The following is a 22,587-nucleotide window of genomic DNA, read 5'->3' as shown; positions in this document are numbered from 1 at the left end:
GCCGTTTGGGCCCCTCAAGCCCTTCCGCCCCCACGCCCTTCGGCTGTCTCAAGCCCTTCGAACTCCTCAAAGGAGCCAGTCCCATGACCAACCTGGCCATCGCGGCGAGCGGGCTGCGCAAGTCCTATGGCGACAAGACCGTCCTCGACGGCGTCGATCTGGCCGTCCCGGAAGGCACGGTCTTCTCCCTGCTCGGGCCGAACGGCGCGGGCAAGACCACGGTGGTCGGCATCCTGTCCACCCTGATCTCCGCCGACGCCGGCCTGGCGCGGATCGCCGGGCACGACCTCACCATCGAGGCGCGGGCCGTACGGGCCGCCATCGGTGTCACCGGCCAGTTCTCCGCCGTGGACGGCCTGATCACCGGCGAGGAGAACATGCTGCTGATGGCCGACCTGCACCACCTCTCCCGAGCCGAGGGGCGGCGGATGACGGCCGAACTGCTGGAGCGCTTCGACCTGGTGGAGGCCGCCAGGAAACCCGCCTCCACCTACTCCGGCGGAACGAGACGCCGCCTCGACATCGCCATGACCCTGGTCGGCGCCCCACGACTGATCTTCCTCGACGAGCCGACCACCGGCCTCGATCCACGCAGCCGCCACACCATGTGGCAGATCATCCGCGAGCAGGTGTCCGGTGGCACCACCGTGTTCCTGACCACCCAGTACCTGGACGAGGCCGACGAACTCGCCGACCGCATCGCGGTTCTCGACGGTGGCCGGATCGTCGCCGAGGGCAGCGCCGACGAGCTGAAGCGGCTGGTCCCCGGCGGACACGTCCGGCTCCGCTTCACCGACCCGACCGCGTACCGGTCCGCCGCCCTCGCCCTGCCGGAGGTCACCCGGGACGACGAGTCGCTGTCGCTGCAGATCCCCAGTGGTGGCAGCCAGCGTGAGCTGCGCTTCGTTCTCGACCGGCTGGACTCCGCCGGCATCGAGGCGGACGAACTGACCGTGCACACTCCCGACCTCGACGACGTGTTCTTCGCCCTGACCGGCGCCGGCGTGCCCGGCCAGGACGACCAGCCCAAGGAGACTGTCCGATGAGCGCCCTCTCCCTCGCCGTACGCGATTGCTCGACGATGTTGCGCCGCAACCTCCTGCACGCCCGGCGCTACCCCTCCCTCACCCTGAACCTGCTGCTCACGCCGGTCATGCTGTTGCTGCTCTTCGTCTATGTCTTCGGCGACACCATGAGCGCGGGAATGGCCGGCGGCGGCGCCGACCGCTCCGAGTACATCGCCTACGTCGTCCCGGGCATCCTGCTGATGACCATCGGCAGCACCGTGATCGGGGCCGCGGTGTCCGTCGCCACCGACATGTCCGAGGGCATCATGGCCCGCTTCCGCACGATGGCGATCCATCGTGGCTCCGTCCTCGTCGGTCACGTCATAGGCAGTGTCGTGCAGTCGATCGCCAGCGTGGTCCTCGTCGGCGCCGTCGCGGTGGCCATCGGCTTCCGTTCCACGCACGCCACGGCCCTGGAGTGGCTGGCGGCGTTCGGGCTGCTCGCGCTGTTCGCGCTGGCGCTCACCTGGATCGCGGTAGGGATGGGCATGGCCAGCCCGAACGCCGAGGCGGCCAGCAACAGCGCGATGCCATTGATCCTGCTGCCGCTCATCTCCAGCGCGTTCACGCCGATCGACGCGATGCCGGGCTGGTTCCAGCCGATCGCCGAGTACCAGCCGTTCACGCCGGCCATCGAGACCCTGCGCGGCCTGTTGCTCGGCACCGGGATCGGGCACAACGGGTGGCTCGCGCTCGCCTGGTCCATCGGTCTGGCCGCACTCGGCTACCGCTGGTCGACGGCGTCGTTCAGGCGCGGCCCGAAGTAACCGGCAGGAGCGCGGGTCATCCCCGCGCCTCGCCCGGCGCGAGGGCGGCCTACTCCGACACCACGTCGCCGTACGCCGCCCACATCGGCGTCCTTGACCGCCCGCGGGATGGACCTCTCGGCGGCCATCGCCGACTGTGATTCCGGCCGGGCGTCCGGCCGTTTCAGCGAACGTACAGCGCTGCTCGCGACGCCGATGAGACCGGCTTACTGGCTTCCGTCTGCCGCGGACGTATCGTCCGGGTTGACGCCGGTGAAAGCGGAGGCGTCCTTCTCGCCGCTGGGACGCCGGGACTTTCCGCGGCGGCCGGTGTCGTGCATGCCTTCGGACTTCTTGCCGCGGTCCTCCGCGCTCGTGGTCATGCTTTCCAAGGGCGTGCCTTCTGCCGACGCCTTCTTCTCCGCCTCGGTCGGAGTCTTGCGCGGCCGGTCCGGCTCGGGTGCGTAGGTGTCCGGGTGGAAGGAGCGGTGGGCGCTGGGATTCGACTGCTGCGATTCGTCGTTCACGGACGGCCCCCAGCGCATCTCGCGCTCACCCTTGGACGCACGGTCCCCCGCCCTTTCCGGGGGCTGCTTCGGTGTTTTCGCCATCGCGGGACCTCTCGTCCTCGCTCGGGTCTGCATGCGTTTTCCGTGGGCTCATGACGGCTGGTACCACGGGCGCCACAATGCCCCTTTTCCTGCACATACCGTAGCGAATAATCCTAACACGGGACATATCGGCAAAACATTCTTGCTTTATCGGCCTCCCATGCGTGGCGAGTCGCCCCGAGCCAGGGCACCGGAAACCGTTCAGGGCGCGGTGAACACGGCGGGGAAGCGCGGAGCCAGCCATGGCCTGGGGCCCCAGGCGAGGACTCGCCCCGCGGCCATGGCACGCCAGGGATTGCGCCGGCCCAGCGCGATGAGCAGGAACGTCGTCGGCTCGATGAGGATCGTGCAGTCCGCACGGTACGGCGGCGGCCCCTGAGTCACCTCCACGGCACCGTCGGCCACGAACACACCGAACACCTCGCCCCCGCGGAGCCGGATCCGGTAACGGGCGGTGAGGCCGGCCGTCGTCGCCTTGGCGGTGACACGCGGCATGACCGAGAGCATGAACGGCATGCAGAGGCTCACCAGCGCCGGGTCGATCATGTGGGGGCGCCGCAGGGCACGGGCGAGGTCGTATCCGTGGCCCAGCATGTGCGTGAGCAGGTAGGAGGCGAGCGCGGATCGCGGCATGGGACCCAGTGGCGTGGTCGGGACGCGGTCGTCGGCGGCCTCGCCGGAGAGGGGCCGGGCGACGGCGTCGAGGAAGGCCTCGGCCTGGTCCGTGATCATCCTGGCCAGTGGCTCCGCCCGGCGCTCGTCGAAGTCGGCGAGGGAACGGGCGTTGGCGGCGGCCAGGCTCTGGGGCGTGCCGTCGCCGTAGGGGCGCTCTCGCCCTGCGGCAAGATCGGCCATCAGTTCGTTGGCCAGGGCCAGGTGGGCGGCGGCCTCGCCGACGGTCCAATCCGATCCCGGCACGGGCAGCCCCGTGTCCGACGCGCTTCGCAACAGCGCGGCGATGTCCTCGGCCGTCCCTCGTATCGCCCGCCCAAGCCCTTCGGGCAGCCCCTCGGCGCCGTCCTGCTCCACCCTCGCGTGCACTGCCTGCGCTCCTTTGGTCCGCCAGGCTCCGCACGCCTGTAGCGCCGGTACCCAACCAGACGCGGAGGGCGTCCGGCAAGGCCCCGGCCGCCGCTGTCCCGGTCTCCGGGATGGCCGGCCACCCTCTCTTCCTCCGAACTCCCGGCGACATCGGCTCGCGGACGGCTTCTCGGCCCGCTGCCGGTCACGTCTACGGCGGACCGCTCGCGGCGTGCGGTCGGCGTGCCGAAGTCCGGCGAACGCGGCGGGAGTCGACCAGCCGCCCAGGACGGCGTGAAGCCGACCTTCGAGGGTCACCAGTCCGTGCAGGGCGACCCGCAGCGAAGCGGCGATCAGGGTGGTGTCGCCCGCGAGAACGGCCCCACCGCTCGGCTCGCGGGGCAGCGGGGCCGGCCTTCGGCACGCGGCATCGCACCGCCGATGACCGGCCCGCGCTCCACACATGTCCCGCGCCAAGCCGTCGCGTTCGGGCTCATGCGACTCGGGCCGCTCAGCCCGGACAACGGGCTGGCGGGGCAGGCCGAGGGCGACACCGCCTCCGGCTGCCGCGCGAAGGACGCGCACCGCATCCCCGTCGAGGACACGACCCGGAACCACATGACCGATCCGCCCGCGGCCCGGGCCGACCGTCGTCGCCGGGCCGACCGTCGTCGCCGGTCCAACCGGCATACTGGTCCGGCCAACGCGCCGCCGCCCGACGACGTCGGCCAGGCAGATCCGGGGAGTGAGGCGGTGGCCGCCGGGCACGTGCTCCTTCGGGCTCGTCCGGCAGCCCACACCGACCGCCTTCTCGACCCCACGGGAGTTCAGCTTGATCCTCGACGGCATGCCGACCGCCCCCGCGCCCGAGACCGCTCCCGACGCGGAAGCCCGTAAGCAGCGGCTGCGTCGCCGTCTGGAGCGGCTGATCGGCGTGGCCGCCACCGAGGGCAACGAACTGATACCCCTGCGCAACGGGGACGCGATCTTCCCGGCGATGCTGGGGGCGATCCGCTCGGCGCGCTACACGATCGACATGATGACGTTCGTGTACTGGCGTGGTCAGATCGCCCGCGACTTCGCCGCCGCTCTCGCCGAGCGCGCCCGCGCGGGGGTGCGGGTACGGCTGCTGCTCGACGGCTTCGGCGCCAAGGAGATCGAGCGGGAACTGCTGGACCTCATGGACTCGGCCGGAGTGAAGGTGGCCTGGTTCCGCAAGCCCGTCTGGCTGTCGCCGTTCAAGCAGAACCACCGCTGCCACCGTAAGGCCCTCATCGTCGACGAGGGCACCGCGTTCACCGGCGGTGTCGGCATAGCGGAGGAGTGGTGCGGCGACGCCCGCAATCCCGGCGAGTGGCGCGACACCCATGTCCAGGTGCGCGGTCCGGCCGTGGACGGTATCGCCGCCGCGTTCGCGCAGAACTGGGCCGAGTGCCACGACGAGCTCTTCGACGACAGCGACCGGTTCACCGAGCATGAGCAGGCCGGCTCGTCGACCGTGCAGGTGGTGCGCGGCTCCGCCAGCATCGGCTGGCAGGACATGCAGACCCTCATCCGGGTCATGCTCACCTCCGCCGAGGAGCGATTCCGCCTGGCCACCGCCTACTTCGCCCCCGACGCCTATTTCGTCGACCTGCTGTGCCGAACCGCCCGCCGCGGAGTGCGCGTGGAGATCCTGCTGCCCGGCCCCCACACCGACCAGCGTGCCTGCCAGCTCGCCGGTCAGCAGCACTACACGCGTCTGCTTCAGGCAGGCGTGCACATCCGTCAGTACCAGCCCACCATGATGCACGCCAAGATCATCACGGTGGACTCGGTCGCCGCGCTCATCGGGTCCACCAACTTCAACCGCCGGTCCATGGACCACGACGAAGAGGTCATGCTCGCGGTCCTGGACGAGGCGTTCACCGCCTCGCTGGACCGGGACTACGAAGCGGACCTGAAGCACAGCGTGGACATCGACCTCGCCCGCTGGAGAAGACGGGCGGTACTTCAGCGTGCCAAGGAAGCCGCCGTCACCCCGATACGACGCTTCCTGTGACCGCGCTCATGATCTCGCGGCCGGCCATGGGGTCCATGGGGTCCATGGGGTCCATGGGGTCCATGGGCGATACGCCGAGGTGGACGGGGTAACCGCAAGGTCGTCGACTCGTTGAACTGTCATGAGGAGCCACTGATGACCGATGACGCCTATCTGTTTCTCGTGGAGGACCCGGCCGCGCCGCTGGGCGTGCCACCGACCGCCGTCGGCGAACTGGCCTGCATGGACACCACCGCGGTGCGCGCGTGGCTGGACGCCCAAGGTACGTCGGCGACCTCCCCGCATCTGCGGGTGGTGCCGCCGGAAGCCACGCAGTCCATTCCCGAGCACGCGGAGCGCCTGCCCGTCCCGCTGAACGACGAGGAACTGAGCCGGCTGCGTCACCGTACGGCTCCGGAATCCATCGCCACGGTCGAGAACGAACTCCTCGCCTACCGGACCTGCACGGCAGGGCGTGCCGAGCTGCTCACGCGGGCGCTGGCCGCGGGCGTCGCACCGCACCGCATCGCCGAACTCACCGGCGAGGAACTGACGACGGTGACGGCCGCTGCCGGTCGATGAGCGGCGCGGCGCACAACGGGTCAGGTCGCCGAGCGGCCTCGCGGTCTCCCGAGTCGCCCGTCCGACTTCCGCTGTCGTACCTCCACGCCCTGCTCGGCCAGCAGCGCGCGTTCGCCCACCCGCGCTGGTTCCGCCGCCTGGCGGATGCGCTGGGAGAACAAGCTGGTCGCCCGAGTGAGGTCAAGCATCAGGTTCCGGCAATGGTCCGGCCCGGCATCGGCTCCGCGAGCGCGGCCCGCCAGGTCGGCGCGCCAAACGGGTCGGCGAAGTACTGCGTCTCGTGCACCACGTGCCGGTCGGCGAATTCCATGATGCTCACCGAGTACGAAGGCACACCGTCGTAGGTGATGACGCATTCGCTCACCCACAGATTCCCATGGCCGGTGATCCGCTGGATGGTGAAGTGCCGGTCGGCCGGGTGACCGCCGCGTTGCGCCGAGATCGCTGCTCGGCCCCGGAACCGCTCACCTGACTGCGGATAGTCCAGGATCGCGTCCGGGGCGTAGATGGCGTGCTCGGCTTCGGTCTTCCCGCGTTCCGAGGCCCGCCAATGCCCCTCGATCGCGGCCCTGGTCCGGGAGTCAGCGTCCATGGCACCGCCTTTCCGTAGCGGTGTCAGCGTAGGCACTCCGGGCCACAGCCGGCCCTGGGGCAGGCGGACCTGGGCTTCAAGTCCTCCTTTTGGCCGGGTCGAAAGGCGGCAGCGCGAGTCCGTCACTGGTTGTCGGGTGTGACCCAGGCGACGAGCTGGAGGATCACACCGTTCGGGTCGGTGACCTGAAAGAGGCGCTCTCCCCACGGCTCTTCGCGCAGCGGCATGGTGATGGGGACGCCTTCGCTCTGCAGTCGCTCGTACTCGGCCTCCAGGTCGGCCACGGTGAAAGCGGTGATCACACCCGCGGCGTGCTGGTCCCTGACGCCCTCGGGCAGGACCTCGATGCCGCGCTGGAGAAAGATCACGTTGACGGTGTCCTCGCGGACCAGGGAGGCGAAGCCTTCCGCCGCCATGGCTTCCTGGAAACCGAAGTGCCTGGTCAGGAATTCGGCGGAGGCGGGGACGTCGTCGACGGTCAAGGAGACGGCGGTGGAAGTGATCTTCATGGCTTCTCCGGAGCTCGAGCTGGATCTCTGTACGTTGTACTGTGTACACCGTACAGAGTAAGGGGGCGGGAGGACAGGGAATTGCGGAAAGAATGGAGCGCATGGCCAAGGAACGAAGCGGTGCGGACGACCCGGCCCGCACCCTGGAACTGCTGTGGCGCGAGCCCGGACAAGGGGGCCCCCGGCGCGGCCCCAAGCAGGGCTTGACGGTCGACGCTGTCGTCCAGGCCGCCATCGAGCTCACCGACTCCGGTGGGCTGGAGGCCCTGACCATGCGCAGCGTCGCCCAGCGCTTGGGCGTCACGCCGATGACGCTCTACACGTACGTCCCGGGCAAGGCAGAGCTGCTCGACCTCATGCTGGACGCCGCCTATCTGCAGATGCCGCGCACCGATCACACAGCCGCCCCGTGGCGTACACGGGTGGAGGCCGTCGCACGCGAGAACCGCGATCTGTACAGGCGCCACCCCTGGGTGGCGACCCTGCCCACCACACGCCCGCCACTCGGTCCCGGGCTCATGGCCAAGTACGAACACGAACTGACCGCGTTCGACGGCCTCGGGCTCGACGATCTCGAGATGGACGCGGCCCTCACCTTCCTGCTCGGCTTTGTCCAGTCCGTAGCGCGCGCCGACCTCGACACCCAGGCAGCCGTCCGCGACAGCGCCATGTCCGACGCGCAGTGGTGGGCCGCCAACGCGCCACTTCTGGCCAGGGTCTTCGATCCTGCCCGGTTCCCCCTCGCGGCACGGGTCGGCGAGGCCGCGGGTGAGGCTCACCAGGGGGTGTACAACCCCGAACACGCCTTCGACTTCGGGCTGCGGCGCGTCCTGGACGGCCTCGCCCAGCTCATCGAGGACCGTTCCGGATAGCGACCTCACATGCCGGTCCGGCGACGTCCGCGTTCACGTCCGCCGCGTCCATCGCCTGCCCTGCCGGCAAGTTCAACTGGGGTCCACCCGTGCACGTCGCGCTACGGCGCCTCGTATCAACAGCCCGCTCGCGTTCGGGTCCTGCCTGAACGCGGAGCCGGTCGGTCAGAAGTTGCCCGGGCTCTCCGTGAGTGGCCGCGAGACCAGGGAGTGGGGCGTCTCCCTGCTCTTCAGGGCGACGTCCAGGGCGGCCCTGATCTCCGGGAGCAGTTCGGTGGAGCACGGCCACTGGACCACCTGTGCGGCGACCTCCCGCAGCTTGATGTTGGCATGCTGCGAGATCTCCCTGAGGATCTCCCACGCCGTCTCGGCGTCCACGCCACCGAAAGCGATCACGACGCCGATCGCCTGATCGATGACAGCGTGCGAGGTGATCGCCTCTTTCAGCTGCTCGATCTGCTCCCGCAGTGCGGCGGTCTCGCTCTCGTGGCCGTCACGCTCCGGCATGTCGGGCCGCTCCCTTTCCAAGGCCATACCAGTTGGTTGTCTTCTGCCCCCTGGACAGGAAAATACGGCAACCAAAATATCGCCACGCGAGCCCGGCGGAGGAGAAAGGCCAGTTCAACGAGGTGCCAAGTCGTTGTCAGGCGGCCAGGGCCTCGTCCAGGGTGGAGTAGCAGCCCATGACGGTGTCAAGGCCGACGAGTTCGATCACGCGCAGCACGGACGCGGTGGGGCGGGCCAGGCTGAGGCCGCCCTCGGCGGTGCGGTGCGCGGTGATGAGGGCGTTGATACCGCTGGAGTCGATGAAGGTGACGCCGCTGAGGTCCACGACGGTGCGGGAGCCGCCGGCGTCGGCGGTGTCGGCCGTCAGCGCCTCGAGGAGCTGCCCGGCACAGTCGTGGTCGATCTCGCCACAGACGGTCACGACATCGACCTCCCCCACCATGCCGTGGGTGACGGTCAGCCGTGCCGACTCTGCTGGTTCATGGGTGTGGGTCACACGTTCCCTCAATGGTTCGAACTGCTTCGACCAGCAACTCTCACGAGCCGCTGCCCCCCGATGGTACGGGCTGGTCATCCGGATGGCCCTGCCACGGGTACCGTACCGGCGTGCGTGGTACCCGCCCCGTGAAACGCGTGGACGGAGAACGGGCGGCAAAGGCGAGGCGGGCCGATGAGTGGAGCACGCGACGGCGAGTCGAACGGCCTGCCGACTCCAGGCGAGGCTCGTGCTCCGGGTTCGCTTCCAGCGCTGGGGCGGTCACCGGAGTCGGGGCCGGGTCCCGGTTCGAGTACGACTCCGGAGCCGGGTCCCGGAGCCGGCCCGATGGAGACCTCCCTGGCGCTGGAAGGCTCCGGGAGCTGCATCGCCGACGCCCGGCACCTGGCAGCCGCCTTCCTCGCCCGCGCTCGCGCCGAGCACCTCGCGGTGTCCACGCGCGTCGTGGAACTCACCCAACTGGTCGTCAGCGAGCTGGTCACCAACGCCTGCAAGTACGCACCCGGACCCATCCTGCTGCGCCTGCGCGTTCTCGCGGCAGCCGTCGAGGTCGCCGTCTGGGACAGCCATCCCCTTCTCCCCGTCCCCAGGGCGGCGGACCCCGGGCGCCTCGGCCAGCACGGCCTGGAGATCGTGATGGCCGTCGCTCAGGCGGTCGACGTACGACGGGAACCTGTCGGCAAACGCATCACCGCGCGCATCCCTCTCGACGACGACCCCGGCCCTCGCTTGGCCACTGACGTCGCGTGAGCCCAAGGGGCACCAAAGGGCGTGTCCCCGGTGGAACTTTTGCCGCTTAGGGGGCTGAACCGGTCAATTCTCGCCGCCGTGCCGTGTGTCGGCTCTCGCGAGTGTGACCGGAGAGGCCGCGCCGACGTCTTGGTTCACGGCCCCGGCGAACGCCGGACCCCGCCACCACCCCGTCCCGCCCGACCGACAGACCCCGCCCGCACCACTCCGATAGCATGTTCGATCACACGAGGACCACCCCAGCCACCCGCCCTCCACCGGAATTGCAAGCCAATTCTTAGCGGTAAACAACTGCGTTCGACCAATATCTAGCAAATCGGCCAAAACAATTGATATCTACATCATCGCGGACATTTTCGCGGACAAACTGTAAAGCGATGTTCGCCGCGTGGCGTCAACCACGGGCGATCCTGTGGACCGCGGCGGGCATGGTGGTCCTTGGGTTTCTCATCCTGCTGGAGATCGCCGCGCGTCACTACGGGCAGCCGGGCCCGATCACCAATCAAGCGCGCGAGGTGATATTCGCCCCCAAGTCGGGGCCGCTGCTGTACGCCAGCATGGCGTTGATGATGGTGGTCCTCACCTGGCGGCAACGGTTGATCGCCGCTGGTGCCGCGGTCGGTATCGACGTCGTCTTCTTTCTGGTGCGCTGGGTGGTCGACGCCAAGATGATGTTCGGCAACGGCGCGCTGTGGGTGATCCTGGCGTATGCGGTCATCGCCCTCACGCGTCGCTCGGGCCGGGAACGGGTCCTGCTACTGAAGGGCGTCGGGCTGGCCCTGCTGCTGGTGGCCGGCCGGAAGACCGGTGACACCTGGTTGCTCATCACGTCGAAGACCCGCCCGGCGGTGCTCGACCAGTACGTGGCGACCGCGGATCACGCGCTGGGCGACCCGTCGTGGCTGGCAGGGAGGATCGTCAGGGCCACCGGCCCGGTCGGCGCCCACGTCCTCGACTACGTCTACATCCAGCTCGCCGTGGCCGCGGTGATCGTCGCGCTGTACCAGTTGCGGCACGTGGCGGTCGAGCGTCGCTTCCCCGACCACCATCTGGTGCGCACCTTCCTGGTGATCGGCCTCCTCGGGCCCGCCTTCTACATGATCTTCCCGGTGGTCGGCCCGATCTTCGCCTACGGCACCGACGGCGGCCACTGGGCGGTGGCCGACCTGTGGCCGGGCACGCCACCGACCGACGCGCCGCAGCACATGCCGTTCGACCTGATCACCCCACGCAACTGCATGCCCAGCCTCCACACGGCGTGGGCCACCACGATTTTCGTGCATTCCCGCAGGGCCCCACGGCCTCTGCGCATCGGGGGAACGTTCTGGCTGATAGCCACGCTCGGCGCGACGCTGGGCTTCGGATACCACTACGGCACGGATCTCATCGCCGGTGTGGTTTTCGCGCTCACCATCGAGGCGGCTCTGCGCTCACACGCACGCGGTTGGGATCGGTCGGGGCTCCAACTCGTCGCTCACGGCGTGGCGGTCTTCACCGCGCTCCTGGTTTCCTACCGTTATCTGGCGACGGAGATGGCCGGACACCCCTGGGTATTCGGGCCTCTTCTCATCCTGGCGATGCTCTCGGTGATCCATGGCTATGTACGGACCACGAGACTGTGGGAACCGAAGACCGTGCCGGCGTGGCGACCGGAACCACAGCCCGAACTCGTCTGAGTCGACGGCGTCCGCCGGCGCTCCCCACTGGTGCGCCGGCAAGGGCAGAACAGAGGCAGGGCAGAGGCAGAGGCAGAGGTACCGCCGAGTCCCGTGTGCGGCGCGCGATGTCACAGGAGAACGGGTCATCTCGTCTCAGGGGTACGGCTACAGCCACTGACGCCCCACGGAGGAGACCCATGGACGCGCGACTGAACTACTTCGCCGGCCCGACGGCCGGCAAGGCCATCAAGCACTTCATGGCGGTGGGCAAGGCGCTCAAGGAATCCCCACTGCCGGCCACGACTCAAGAGCTGGTGGCACTGCGCGTGAGCCAGATCAACGGCTGCGCCCTCTGCATCGACATGCACGCCAGGGAGCTCGCTGCCACCGAGAGCCCGGTGCGGCCGCATCTGGTCGCGGCGTGGCGGGAGGCCACGGTGTTCAGCGACGCCGAGCGTGCCGCGCTGGAGCTGGCGGAGGAGGGGACCCGGGTCGCGGACGCGGCCGGCGGGGTCGGCGACGAGGTGTGGGCGACCGCCGCCAAGCATTACGACGACGAACAGCTCACCGCGCTGGTGATCCTGATCTGCCTGATGAACACGGCGAACCGGCTGAACATCATCACCCGGCAGCCGGCCGGCCTCGCCGTCAGGGAGTGACGAGGACCTTGAGGGCCTCGCGCTGGTCCATGGCGCGGTAGCCCTCGGGGATCTGTTCCAGCGGGAGGGTTCGGTCGAAGACGCGGCCCGGCTGCACCGTGCCGTCCAGGACGCCCGGCAGCAGCTCCTCCATGTACGCGCGTACCGGGGCCGGGCCGCCCGTGAGGGTGACGTTCGGGCCGAAGAGGCTGCCGAAGCCCACGGGAGCTTCCTCGTACTGGGGGACGCCGACGCGGCTGATCACGCCGCCTGGCCGGACGGCGCCTACGGCCATCTCGTAGGCGGGCATGTGGCCGACGGCTTCCAGGACGGCGCGGGTGCCGTGGCCGCCGGTCAGATCGCGGACCTTCGTGATGCCTTCCTCGCCGCGTTCGGCGATGACGTCGGTGGCCCCGAAGAAGCGTCCGAGGTCGGTGCGGTCCTTGTGCCGGCCCATGAGGATGATCCGCTCGGCGCCGAGTTGTCGGGCCGACAGGACGGCGAGCAGCCCGACGGCTCCGTCGCCGATGACGGTGACCGAGTCGCCCGGCCTGACACGGGCCTGGTGGGCGGCGTGGTAGCCGGTGCCGTAGACGTCGGCCAGGGTGAGCAGGGAGGGCAACAGCCCGTCGTCGACGTCCCCCGGGAGCTTGACCAGCGTGCCCTGGGCCTGGGGGACGCGGATGGCCTCGGCCTGGGCGCCCCCGGCGTCGCTCGCGAAGAAGCCACCGTCGGGGCAGGAGGTGTGCAGGCCCTCGCGGCAGAACTCGCAGGTGTTGTCGGCGAACGCGAACGGCGCCACGACCAGGTCGCCGCGTCGCAGCCCGGAAACCTCCGAGCCGAGTTCCTCGACCGTGCCGAGGAACTCGTGGCCCATGGGCGCGGGCCCGTCGGCGGCCGCCATGGTGTGGTAGGGATGCAGATCGCTGCCGCACACGCAGGAACGCACGATGCGCACGATCGCGTCGGTGGGCTGCTCGATCGCCGGGTCCGGCGCGTCCTGGACCCGTACGTCGCCGGCTTCGTACATATAGGTGGCCCGCATCGCATGCCTCGCTCTCGTGGGGTGTGAGACCTCGGTTCTCCGGGCGGTTCGTCGCGCGGGCTCGGGTGGCGGCGGTCGCCGGGGGCCGGGGTCCGCCCGCTCGAGCCCGGCGGTCTCGGGGCCCGCTGTCCAGGTTCGCACCCAGGAGGTCTGCCGTGCAGTGGAGGGTTACCTCCGCGGCAGAAGACATTCTGGGAGTCTGCCCGGGGGCCTACTCGCCCGGCGGAACTCGAACGAAGCCCTCGGTCCAGCCGTCCACGTCGAGTTCGCAGGCGTCGAAGTAGAAGCACTCCGGTTCATCACGGAAGCCCGGCAGCAGCCGAGCCTGACGTACACGCTCTTCAACCCGTTCAAGCGTTGAGTAGATACCGAGCAGCTTTACGTCGTCGCCGTCGGACTCGTCGCAGAACACGCCGCTCTCCTCGACATGGACGGTGGAGCCGTCGTCGCCGGCCTCGTTCTGGTGGCCGACATGCCACAGCGGATAAACGATCACGGGCGCGAAGCTATCAGCACTCGAGTCCGTGGACGTTCGGCTCCCTCACCTCCTTGACCGCCGGACACCGCCGAGCGCGCGGGCTCGGTCAGTCGTCGAGGGTGGCGGTGCCGAGCCGACTGGCCATGACCGGGTCGCGGTGGTCGAAGAACAGCGACGCCCCGGTGTCCAGGGTGGCGATGGCCGCCATCTGGTCATCGGTGAGGTCGAAGTCGAAGACGTCGAGGTTCTCCGCCATGCGCTCGGCGCGTACCGACTTGGGGATCACGACGACATCGCGCTGGATGAGCCAGCGCAGGACGACCTGCGCCACGGACTTGCCGTGAGCGTTGGCGATCCGGCCGAGCACCGGGTCGGTGAAGAGGTTGTTGCGGCCCTCGGCGAAGGGGCCCCACGACTCGATCTGGACCCCGCGCTCACGCATGACTTCCTGGTCGGTGGCGCGCTGGAAGAACGGGTGGGTCTCGATCTGGTTCACCGCGGGAGTGATCTCGTTGTGGTCGATGAGGTCCACGAGTCGGTCCGGGTGGAAGTTGGAGACTCCGATGGCCCGGACGAGGCCCTCGCCGTGGAGGCCCTCCATGGCACGCCAGGAGCCGTAGACGTCGCCGTACGGCTGGTGGATCAGATACAGGTCGAGGTAATCCAGGCCTAGCTTGCGCAGGGAGGTGTCGAAGGCGCGCCGGGCCCTGTCCTCGCCGGCGTCGGAGATCCACAGCTTGGTCGTGACGAAGAGTTCCTCGCGCGCCAGCCCGCTGCTCTTGATCGCGCGGCCCACGGCCTCCTCGTTTCCGTAGGCGGCCGCGGTGTCCAGGGACCGGTATCCGGCGGCGAGGGCGTCGGCGACGGCCTGCTCGGTCTGCTCGGGCGGGATCTGGTAGACGCCGAAGCCGAGGATCGGCATCTCGACCCCGTTGTTCAGGGTGACGGTCCGCATAGGGGCTCCTTGCGCTCGGTGGGTTGCCTGGGTCGGGAGTCGTCGTTCGAGCATCTGCCCGGCTCCCTCCGGATGAGTTTCCCCGCAGGCCACGCGTAAGCGGGCCGGCATGCCGAGCCCTCGGCCACGACCGTCTCCACCCCGGAAGCAGCCTCTCCCCCCGTCCTCCGGCTCCTCCGGGTGGAGAGTGTGACCGATATCACGTGCCCCGATGTCCCGCCCCCGGGAGCGGCGGACGGGCCACGCTCGGGCGACCCCGCGGTCCATTCACGGCCCGGGGCGCACGCCAGGCGGTCCCGCTCCTTCGATTTGACTCCGGCAACGCGCCCGGGCTCCCCCGACGGCACCAGCAGCGAGCCAGGCGGCCACCGCACCGCGGCACCGACGCGACGCCGCCGCCCCATGCGTAGTGAGGGCACGCCAAAAGGTGTGTGCCGTTTACGATTTCGCGTGCCGCAGGTCCCATTCCCCTCCGGAATGGCCTTATTTGAATCCGTCGCTTCGACAAGCCCTCGGATCCAAGCCGGGGTAAGGCGCACATAAGCCCCACGAACAACGATTGATTTCATACCCGTTACGGAGAAGACTGAGATACGGACAGGAGTTGGCGCCGTCGTCAGGGAAGTCCGGTGCGAGGCGCGGAACCCTCTCCAGGAGGGAGGTAAAGAAAATCATGGCAGTCAACATGACGATGACCACCCGCTGTTCGGTTTCCCTGGGCCGGGAACACGTACGGATGGTCATCATCGTCGTCGTCCTCGTGCTCTGGACCCTGCTCTCGCAGGAGTACGGAGGCACGACGCCGATAGACGCGCTGGTCGCGCGTATGTGAGGGATGTGCTGATCCCTCAGGGAGGACGGTTGCCGGGGCCGGCGGCCGTCCTCTCGCCTTGCCAGGCTAGCGCAGTACCGGCGACGATTGAAGGCGCTTGCCCTACCCGTTCCCCATCCATTCTTAGAACCGCCCGGTAGCACTGCCCGAAGCGGCCGAGATCCTTACGAATCGAAGAAGCGGAGGGGCTGCTCCGTCACCGGTGGAAATCAGATGTCGTCAGGCGGATCAGATGAAGGCGTCAGACACACAGGATTCTGCGGAAGCCCTCGACGCCCTGTTCGTCCGGCGCCGTGATCGGAATTCCCCGCGTCTCGATCCAGGCGTGGAAACGGCACGGGTCGACGGCCGTCCCGATGCACCACACCGCCCGGCGTCCGCGCAGCGCCAGCGTCATGAGCGAGGCAAGCGAGTCTTCCAGGCAGGCGGCGCGTCCCGGGTAGAGGGCGGCGGCGCGCCGTACGGCGCCCAGGGCCGCCTCGCCGTGTTCGACGGTCGCCTCCCGCCGGCACCAACGGTGTTCGGTCCAGTCCACCACCCTCAGCAGGGTCCGGAACGGCAGGCGGATGAGCAGCAGTGCGAGCAGGAGCCCGAGTAGTCCGGCGACGAGGTCATGTCGGGTGGGTGGCCGCCCGGTTGGGGATGACCGAGGTTCAGGATCCGCCGCCATGGTGACCTCCGCCCCGACGCGCACGGGCATCGGGTCGACACCGCCGAGCCTCATGTCCACGCCGCTGAGCCTCAAGTCCACGCCGCTGCACGCCGCGTCGACGGCACGATACGACACATCCATCCGGGTGTCGTCGAGGATGCCGTATGAAGGAGCGGGCGGTTCGCCGGTCGGCGCCACTGTGGCGAGCAGCCCACGGCTGACCAGAGCTTCGGCGAGCTGCCGCGCGTCCTGACGGATCCGGTCGTCGCCGTGCTCGGGGAAGCGACGTGCCAGCACGCTCACCCCGGCCTCGAAGTCCCGGTGTTGACGCCACTCGTGCCACAGGATCCGCGCCATGGGGTTCATGGCGAAGCACCGGCCCGAGCGAGCGTCCAGCAATACGCTCCCGGTGTGTTCCGCGGCACTCTCCCGGACGTAGCCGGGCACCTCCAGCCGGTTCATCGTGCCTCTCCGCTCACGAGACATCTCTCCAACCACACATCCGTCCCCAGAAGGCGGTCGAGAGCCGGGAAGGGAGCGGCCAGGCCGTTCACGGCACCGTCCAGTGCGGCGACGATCCGCGTGGGCTCGACGACGCCGAGGTCGGCCAGCGGGGACCGGGCGAGGCGTGCGCGGAGGTCGGTCGCGGCTCGGCGGACGCCGAGGTAGCCCTCGGCGGCGTAGTCCCCCTTGGTACGTCGGTTCAGCACCGCGTCGGGAACCGCGCCGGCCAGTGCGGCTCGCAGGAGCGGCTTGACGGTGAACGGATCCGCTTTCCGCGGCACCGGCAGGCTCATGCACGCCCGTACGACGTCGCCGTCGAGGAAGGGCGCTTGTGCCCACACTCCGAATGGGCGTGCCATGTCCGCCAGTTGGCGATGCACGGCTGCGGAGTTCCGTAGTTCGCACAGCGCCGCGCGAGTGCCGGGGCCCGGCCCCGGTCCGTCACGGCGCGCGTGTGCGGCGCGTTCCGCGGCCAACTCGGCGAGGTCCCGGCGAGCCCGCGCGGTCAGCCACGTGGCCTCCACACCAGGGGGTGGCCACCAGGCGATAGCGTCCAGCCACTGAGGCGGGCGCGGTAGCGGCCGCTCGAGCTGCGCGGCCAGGTCCCGTAGCGCCCGGTCCAGTGGAGTGCGGGCCAGCCGCAACGCGAGGTGGGCGACCCGGGCGGGCGAGACACGGCGCAGTCTGCCGAAGGCCATCGCGTCCTGGGCGAGCCGACGCGGCCCCCCTGCCCCCGGCACCTCGCCGAGATGTGCGGGCGGTGCGCCGAGCAGGGCGTCGCCACCCTCCCCCGTCAGATGGACGCCGTATCCCCCGCTCGCGATGTCGGCGAGGCGCAGTCGGAGCCGGGCGACGGCCGCGGTGGCCGGGTCGGGCTGGTCTGCCGTTCCCCGTGCCTTCAGGTCGGCGTACGGCAGTGTCGCGTCGCTGCCCCGGGTGACGTGGAGGCGGATCGCGGTCGTGTCGGCGGCGTACCGCAGGGCGTGTTCCAGGTCGCCCGCAGGGGCTGTCGGATGGTGGTAGACGAAGGCGTCCAGCGGTGTGCGGGCCGCGTCCGCGGTGAGGAAGGCCAGCGAGGTGGAGTCCATGCCCCCGCTGAAGTCGCTGGTGATCCGGCTTGCGCCGCGGGTGCGCAGCGCGACGGCCTGGGTCAGGGAGGCACGCAGGAGGCCCGCGCTCTCGTCGAAGCTCGCGTCGCCGTCCATGTCACCGTCGGGTCCGGGCGAGGCGTAGGTCCACCGTGTGGGGGTGTTCGTGGCGGGGTCGATGCGCAGTGCCTCCCCGGGACCCAGTCGGCGCACCGCCGCGAACGCGGTCCGGTCCGAGGTGAGTTCGGGCACGCCGGGGCAGACGATGTGCGCGGCGAGTGCCAGGGCGTCGATGTCCTCGCGTCGTCCCGCCAGCGCCGCGACCGCCGTCGCCAGCGTGGAGACGATCGTACGGTCGCCATGGCGCGCGTAGTAGAGCGGGAACTGTCCGGCCAGGTCGGTGTAGGCGGTGAGGCGGCCGCCGTTCTCCAGCACCAGCAGCAGGTAGGCCCCCGGCCATCTGGTGGTCCTCTCCCAGTCACCGTCGCGCACCGAGCGCGCCAAGTCCGCTCGCATTCGCCCGGGGTCGGCCAGACACTGGCCCACTGCGAGGATACGAGCCTGCGGGCAAGCGACGGTGCGCAGTTCACCGTCGTACCAAGCACCCCAGGACCAGAGTCGAGGCTCGGCCGGCCACACTTCGGACGCGGGGGCCGGCAACTCGCTCTCGGGTGGCCACAGTCCGGCGATTGCCGGGCCGGGCGGCAATCGCAACGCGAGCTTGCCCGCGCTCACCGGGGCGGTGGACATGACGGTCACGAAAGGCCCCTACCAGTAGTACTGCGCGTTGGCATCGGCGTTGCCGCTAGGGGAACTGCCCAGTGTCACGTCGCGTACGTGTCCGAGATCGACGACTGTCGGGGGCACATAGGCGTTGTCTTCGCCGAGGGCGGGAGACCCGTCGAAATGCGCTCTCTGGCCGTCATCCGGCGCGAGCGCGGACGGGCGTTTGGGGAATGCGTCGTATGTCATCGGGCCACCTCTGGTCAAGGGCACAACTGCCGCGGATCGAAAAACGGGACATCGGTGGCCTCCTCGGCCTTTCCGGCCACCGGTGCACCCCCGCAGTGTAGTCAGGCGCGCCCCTCACGCAGTTGCTATCCGGAAAGGCCGCTATTCGTGGCCGGCCAGGGGTTTTACCCATTCCGCACAGGCTGTCGACCGGCGTGGCCCGGCCCGACACCGACTACGTGGCGGCACCGCATTCCCAGCTCGACGAAAGGCGTGCAATCATTCGAACCGGCGTCAGGGGAAAGCACGTCCGGTCTCTTTCATTCGAAGAAATCGGGCACGGAGAACGCGTGGCCGAGTTCAAGTGCCGCGCCGTACGGCGTCACGAGCCGCCCGGGAACCGTCGTACGGCGTCCTCGTGTACGACGTCGATGCCGGGCGCTTGGCCGTCAGCCGGCGGCGGGCGGGCTCTCCTGGCCGCGCAGGCCCAGGACGAGGGCGCCCTGTGCCTCGGCCTTCGTCTTCAGTTCGCTCAGTTCCAGGGCGAAGCCGGAGCTCTCGGCCACGGCGCCGGGGAGCGCGAAGCGAGGCAGCGTCTCCCGGCAGCCTTCGAGGAGCAGGGCACACTCCGTCAGCTGACCGCCCACGACCACGACGTCCGGGTTGAAGAGGTTGCACAACTGGGCGAGGAAGCGGCCCAGGGACCGTCCCGCGTCATGGATCACCCGCCGGCAGACCGGGTCGTTCTCCTTGGCGGCCCGGATGACGTCCTCCAGGTGCTCGAAGTCCGCCGCGCCCGACCTGGGGCGGGCCACCCGTACCTGCTGCACTAGCGCCTCTGCCCCGATCACGGTCTCCAGGCAGCCGCGCCCGCCGCACTGGCACATCGCACCGTCGGGATCCACGGTGAGGTGTCCGATCTCCCCGGCCATCCCCCGACGCCCTCGCAGCAGGAGGTTGTGGACGATGATGCCGGCTCCGACGCCGGTGGACACCTTCACGTAGATCACGGTCTCGGCGTGTTCGCGGGTGCCGTAGGTCTGCTCCGCGAGTGCGCCCAGGTTGGCGTCGTTGTCGATGTAGGCGGGGACGTTCAGCGAATTTCCCAGGTCCCGCGCCGGGTTGTCCCCGGAGCGCCAGGGGTGGAGGACGGGTTCGGTGAACTCGTTGGTGCGGGGGTCGATCATCCGGGGGACGGCGATGCCCAGTGAGAAGACCTCGCGCAGGGAGCAGCCGGTCTCCCTGACCGCGTCGCGGATCATGTCCTGGACGTCGGGCCTGGCGCGGTTCCAGCCTCTGCCGACCCCTTCCGCGTTCACGCGGGTCGCGACCGTGTCGAAGTCCTTGTCGAGGCGACGCGCGACCACCGTGACGTGGTTGAACCCGAGATGCACTCCCACCCCCACCGAATCCGTGGAGAGGAGGCAGGCCTTGCCGGCGCGCCCGCCGTCCGTCCGGGCGCTGCTCACGATGCCTTCCTTTTCGAGTTCCCGCACCGAGGTGTTCACCGTTGCCGGGGACAGCATGGTTCGGCGCGCGATGCCGACCTGGGTGTCGGCCTTGATCGCGATGGCGAGCAACACCTTCCTGCGGTTCTCGGTGCGCTTCGGTGAACCGGCTAAGCCGTTGAAGAACTCGCGAATGTCAGCCATGACGCTCCCCCCGCCGACACCTGCCCCCGCAGGTTTGCTGTTTTTCCTCACCGACCGTAGCAGGTGGATCTTCGATTTGAAGGAGGGACGGCTTCAATTGGCGCGACGATCATTACGGTGGCCCGGCGTCCGCCATACGAACATGATCAATACCGGTGATTGAAAATGACCGAAAATGTCATTCGTCGGTCTCCGTCCGAGACGCCGAACGGTACCCACGGCCCCTACTGGGGCGGTTGTCTCTTCGGGTTCCCCGTACGGAACTCCGCAACCGGCTCCGTCGGGTTGGCGGCTTCGGTGAGATCGAAGGAAATGGAGGGCGGCCGTGGTGCCCCGCGTCGGGGCCGAGAACGTGGAAGGGCCCGGACGTCGCCGGGCCCTTCGACTTCGTCAGCTAGGCGAGGCGGCGCCGGAGGTGCCCCGGTGCCACCCCTACCTCAGGCTGGTGTCACTTGACGTTGACAGCGGACCAGGCCGCCGCCACCGCCTTGTATTCGGTGCTGTCGGCGCCGTAGAGGTCACCGGCCGCGGAGAGAGTGCCCTTGCGGGCGTCCGCGTAGTCGGTCGTGGAGGTGAAGTACGTCGTCAGCGCCTTGTACCAGATCTGCAGCGCCTTGTCCCGGCCGATACCCGTGACCGTGGAGCCGTCCTGGGTCGGCGAGTCGTAGTTCACCCCGTTGATCGTCTTCGCGCCGCTGCCCTCGGACAGCAGGTAGAAGAAGTGGTTGGCGACACCGGACGAGTAGTGGACGTCCAGGTTGCCCACACCGGAGGACCAGGAGTCCGCCGAGCCGCCGTCCTTGCTGGGCTTGTCCATGTAGCGCAGCGGGCTGCCGTCGCCGTTGATGTCGATCTTCTCACCGATGAGGTAGTCACCGACGTCGGTGGAGTTGTCGGCGTAGAACTCCACGCCGGTGCCGAAGATGTCGCTGGTCGCCTCGTTCAGCCCACCGGACTCGCCCGAGTAGTTCAGGCCCGCGGTGTTGGAGGTGACGCCATGGCTCATCTCGTGACCGGCCACGTCCAGCGAGGTCAGCGGGTCGGAGTCGCCGGAGCCGTCGCCGTAGGTCATGCAGAAGCAGCTGTCGTCCCAGAACGCGTTCACGTACGCGTTGCCGTAGTGGACGCGGCTGTAGGCGCCCACCCCGTTGTTCTTGATGCCGCTGCGATTGAAGGTGTTCTTGTAGAAGTCCCAGGTCTCCTGCGCCCCGTAGGCCGCGTCGGCGGCCGCGGTCCCCGCGTTCGAGACGCTGCCGTCGCCCCAGGTGTCACTGGACTGCGAGAACAGCGTGCCGGTGCCCGAGGTCCCATGGGCCAGGTTGTAGGTCTTGTGACCGCCCCGGGTGGCGTCGGTGAGGGTGTACGACGAGCCGGACTGAGCCGTCGTCAGGTTCACCTCGCCGCTGTACTTGGTCTTGCCGACTCCCGTCTCGATGCCCTGGTACTCGAAGAGCTTCTTGCCGGTGGCGGCGTCGGTGACGACGTGCAGCTGGTTGGGGGTGCCGTCGTCCTGGAGGCCGCCGACGACCGTCTCGTAGGCGAGGACGGGCTTGCCGGAGCCGGCCCAGATCACCTTGCGGGCGCCGTCGGCGGTGGACTTCGCCGAGCCGAGGGTTCTGGCGGCGGACACCGCCTGCTTCTCGGCCTTGGCGGCGCTGATCTGCGGCTTGAGGGAGGCCACCTTGATCGCGGACTTGGCCGCCTTGGTGACGCCCTCGGTCTTCCCGGACTTCGCGGTGTGGACGACCAGGTCGCCGCCGAGCACCGGCAGCCCGGCATAGGTGCGCTCGTAGCGGGTGTGCACGGTGCCGTCGGCGTCCTTGACGACGTCCTTGACGACCAGCTTCTCCTTGGCACCGAGGCCTATGTGCCGTGCCGTCTCGGCGGCACCGGCCCGCGCCTTGTCGACCAGGGCGGTACGGGCAGCGGCGGACAGCGTGGTCGGGGCGGCCGCGAGGGGTTTCGCGGCGGCCGACTGCGCCGTGGCCGTTGCGGTGAGCGCGGTGCCCAGGAGGGCACCGGCGGCGATGGCAGTGGTGATCGCCGAAATGGTGTGCTGGTGACGCGTAAAGCGGGGGGTCACACAAGCTCCTTCAGTGGGGGGAAGACGTCCGGTCGGTGTGGGGCCGACCAGAACGGTTGTGGAGGTTGTGGTGCGTTGCGCTCGTCGTACGTGTGGTGCTTGTGGTGCTCGTACGACGGGTGAAGACAGAGTTACATCTATGTCGTGCGCATGTCAGTGCCCGAAAGTGATGTTCGCGGAAACTTCACTATCCGCCACCGGCAGTGGATGAAACGTGAACGGCGGTGCGCACAGGGGAAGTTGCCTGCGACCCCAGGCCCCTCAAGGGTTTCGGTGCCG

General features: G+C 69.2%; 23 protein-coding genes. 9 read left to right on the top strand and 14 right to left on the bottom strand.

All coding sequences use genetic code 11. The annotated features are described in order from the left end of the window. The first annotated feature begins 83 nt into the window (after positions 1–83). Positions 84–1,046, top strand: a complete 963-nt coding sequence (locus tag ACIBA9_RS03785; protein WP_399359698.1) for an ATP-binding cassette domain-containing protein — start codon at positions 84–86, stop codon at positions 1,044–1,046. After that, positions 1,043–1,834: an ABC transporter permease gene (locus ACIBA9_RS03780; protein WP_399359697.1), complete on the top strand. Its 792-nt coding sequence runs from the start codon at positions 1,043–1,045 to the stop codon at positions 1,832–1,834. Before ACIBA9_RS03785 ends, ACIBA9_RS03780 begins: the two co-directional genes overlap by 4 nt. Positions 1,835–2,040: 206 nt before the next feature. Here ACIBA9_RS03780 and ACIBA9_RS03775 read toward each other — a convergent pair whose 3' ends face one another. Together ACIBA9_RS03775 and ACIBA9_RS03770 are read right to left on the bottom strand one after the other, a co-directional pair. Beyond that, positions 2,041–2,340: a hypothetical protein gene (locus tag ACIBA9_RS03775; RefSeq protein ID WP_362159826.1), complete on the bottom strand. Its 300-nt coding sequence runs from the start codon at positions 2,338–2,340 to the stop codon at positions 2,041–2,043. A 285-nt stretch (positions 2,341–2,625) separates the two neighbouring features. Then, complete coding sequence (locus ACIBA9_RS03770; protein ID WP_399359696.1) at positions 2,626–3,465, bottom strand: maleylpyruvate isomerase family mycothiol-dependent enzyme; 840 nt, start codon at positions 3,463–3,465, stop codon at positions 2,626–2,628. 826 nt (positions 3,466–4,291) lie between these two features. Between ACIBA9_RS03770 and ACIBA9_RS03765 the strand changes: the two genes are divergently transcribed. Together ACIBA9_RS03765 and ACIBA9_RS03760 are read left to right on the top strand one after the other, a co-directional pair. Next, a complete protein-coding gene (locus ACIBA9_RS03765) occupies positions 4,292–5,485 on the top strand; it encodes a phosphatidylserine/phosphatidylglycerophosphate/cardiolipin synthase family protein (RefSeq protein ID WP_399359695.1) in 1,194 nt (397 codons plus the stop codon). 135 nt (positions 5,486–5,620) lie between these two features. Continuing rightward, a complete protein-coding gene (locus ACIBA9_RS03760; RefSeq protein ID WP_399359694.1) occupies positions 5,621–6,046 on the top strand; it encodes a DUF6003 family protein in 426 nt (141 codons plus the stop codon). A gap of 187 nt (positions 6,047–6,233) precedes the next feature. Here the strand turns inward: ACIBA9_RS03760 and ACIBA9_RS03755 are convergent, their stop codons facing one another. After that, positions 6,234–6,638, bottom strand: a complete 405-nt coding sequence (locus ACIBA9_RS03755; protein ID WP_399359693.1) for a nuclear transport factor 2 family protein — start codon at positions 6,636–6,638, stop codon at positions 6,234–6,236. A gap of 122 nt (positions 6,639–6,760) precedes the next feature. Beyond that, a complete protein-coding gene (locus ACIBA9_RS03750; protein WP_399359692.1) occupies positions 6,761–7,147 on the bottom strand; it encodes a VOC family protein in 387 nt (128 codons plus the stop codon). Between the two features lie 101 nt (positions 7,148–7,248). Between ACIBA9_RS03750 and ACIBA9_RS03745 the strand changes: the two genes are divergently transcribed. Then, positions 7,249–8,019 carry a TetR/AcrR family transcriptional regulator gene (locus ACIBA9_RS03745; RefSeq protein WP_399359691.1) on the top strand — a complete coding sequence of 257 codons (771 nt, stop codon included), beginning with the start codon at positions 7,249–7,251 and terminating at the stop codon, positions 8,017–8,019. 165 nt (positions 8,020–8,184) lie between these two features. Here the strand turns inward: ACIBA9_RS03745 and ACIBA9_RS03740 are convergent, their stop codons facing one another. Next, the gene (locus ACIBA9_RS03740) at positions 8,185–8,526 is read right to left on the bottom strand and encodes an ANTAR domain-containing protein (RefSeq protein ID WP_399359690.1); all 342 of its coding nucleotides are present in this window, start codon (positions 8,524–8,526) and stop codon (positions 8,185–8,187) included. Between the two features lie 136 nt (positions 8,527–8,662). Next, positions 8,663–9,022 carry an STAS domain-containing protein gene (locus ACIBA9_RS03735; protein WP_399359689.1) on the bottom strand — a complete coding sequence of 120 codons (360 nt, stop codon included), beginning with the start codon at positions 9,020–9,022 and terminating at the stop codon, positions 8,663–8,665. 327 nt (positions 9,023–9,349) lie between these two features. On the opposite strand from ACIBA9_RS03735, the gene ACIBA9_RS03730 reads away from it, so the two are divergent. The 3 genes from ACIBA9_RS03730 (at position 9,350) to ACIBA9_RS03720 (ending at position 12,089) form a co-directional block, all read left to right on the top strand. Further along, complete coding sequence (locus ACIBA9_RS03730) at positions 9,350–9,772, top strand: ATP-binding protein (protein WP_399359688.1); 423 nt, start codon at positions 9,350–9,352, stop codon at positions 9,770–9,772. 377 nt (positions 9,773–10,149) lie between these two features. Further along, positions 10,150–11,448: a phosphatase PAP2 family protein gene (locus ACIBA9_RS03725; protein ID WP_399359687.1), complete on the top strand. Its 1,299-nt coding sequence runs from the start codon at positions 10,150–10,152 to the stop codon at positions 11,446–11,448. Positions 11,449–11,627: 179 nt separating this feature from the next. Beyond that, positions 11,628–12,089, top strand: coding sequence for a carboxymuconolactone decarboxylase family protein (locus ACIBA9_RS03720; RefSeq protein WP_399359686.1), 462 nt, complete (start codon positions 11,628–11,630; stop codon positions 12,087–12,089). Here ACIBA9_RS03720 and ACIBA9_RS03715 read toward each other — a convergent pair. From ACIBA9_RS03715 to ACIBA9_RS03705, 3 genes are all read right to left on the bottom strand, one after another. Then, positions 12,079–13,113 (bottom strand): zinc-dependent alcohol dehydrogenase family protein, encoded by a 1,035-nt coding sequence (locus ACIBA9_RS03715; RefSeq protein ID WP_399359685.1) that lies wholly within the window; start codon positions 13,111–13,113, stop codon positions 12,079–12,081. The two genes, ACIBA9_RS03720 and ACIBA9_RS03715, sit on opposite strands and share 11 nt — an antisense overlap. Before the next feature lie 211 nt (positions 13,114–13,324). Further along, positions 13,325–13,609, bottom strand: coding sequence for a hypothetical protein (locus ACIBA9_RS03710; protein WP_393900526.1), 285 nt, complete (start codon positions 13,607–13,609; stop codon positions 13,325–13,327). An 88-nt stretch (positions 13,610–13,697) separates the two neighbouring features. After that, positions 13,698–14,546 carry an aldo/keto reductase gene (locus tag ACIBA9_RS03705; protein ID WP_399359684.1) on the bottom strand — a complete coding sequence of 283 codons (849 nt, stop codon included), beginning with the start codon at positions 14,544–14,546 and terminating at the stop codon, positions 13,698–13,700. A gap of 673 nt (positions 14,547–15,219) precedes the next feature. Here ACIBA9_RS03705 and ACIBA9_RS03700 point away from each other — a divergent pair. Further along, entirely contained in the window at positions 15,220–15,378 is a 159-nt protein-coding gene (locus ACIBA9_RS03700; RefSeq protein ID WP_399359683.1) for a hypothetical protein, read from the top strand. Positions 15,379–15,619: 241 nt separating this feature from the next. On the opposite strand, the gene ACIBA9_RS03695 is transcribed toward ACIBA9_RS03700, so the two are convergent. From ACIBA9_RS03695 to ACIBA9_RS03675, 5 genes are all read right to left on the bottom strand, one after another. Beyond that, positions 15,620–16,492, bottom strand: coding sequence for a lasso peptide biosynthesis B2 protein (locus tag ACIBA9_RS03695; protein ID WP_399359682.1), 873 nt, complete (start codon positions 16,490–16,492; stop codon positions 15,620–15,622). Next, the gene (locus ACIBA9_RS03690) at positions 16,489–18,372 is read right to left on the bottom strand and encodes an albusnodin/ikarugamycin family macrolactam cyclase (RefSeq protein ID WP_399360007.1); all 1,884 of its coding nucleotides are present in this window, start codon (positions 18,370–18,372) and stop codon (positions 16,489–16,491) included. The genes ACIBA9_RS03695 and ACIBA9_RS03690 overlap by 4 nt, the downstream gene beginning before the upstream one ends. A gap of 18 nt (positions 18,373–18,390) precedes the next feature. Continuing rightward, positions 18,391–18,594 carry a lasso RiPP family leader peptide-containing protein gene (locus ACIBA9_RS03685; protein ID WP_393900522.1) on the bottom strand — a complete coding sequence of 68 codons (204 nt, stop codon included), beginning with the start codon at positions 18,592–18,594 and terminating at the stop codon, positions 18,391–18,393. 428 nt (positions 18,595–19,022) lie between these two features. Next, a complete protein-coding gene (locus ACIBA9_RS03680) occupies positions 19,023–20,225 on the bottom strand; it encodes an ROK family transcriptional regulator (protein ID WP_399359681.1) in 1,203 nt (400 codons plus the stop codon). 448 nt (positions 20,226–20,673) lie between these two features. Continuing rightward, the gene (locus ACIBA9_RS03675; protein WP_399359680.1) at positions 20,674–22,308 is read right to left on the bottom strand and encodes a M4 family metallopeptidase; all 1,635 of its coding nucleotides are present in this window, start codon (positions 22,306–22,308) and stop codon (positions 20,674–20,676) included. Positions 22,309–22,587: the final 279 nt, after the last annotated feature.

Origin of the sequence: Streptomyces sp. NPDC051452, from assembly GCF_044454765.1 — a bacterium.
Lineage (GTDB): Bacteria > Actinomycetota > Actinomycetes > Streptomycetales > Streptomycetaceae > Streptomyces.
This window is presented reverse-complemented; position numbering and strand designations above follow the sequence as displayed.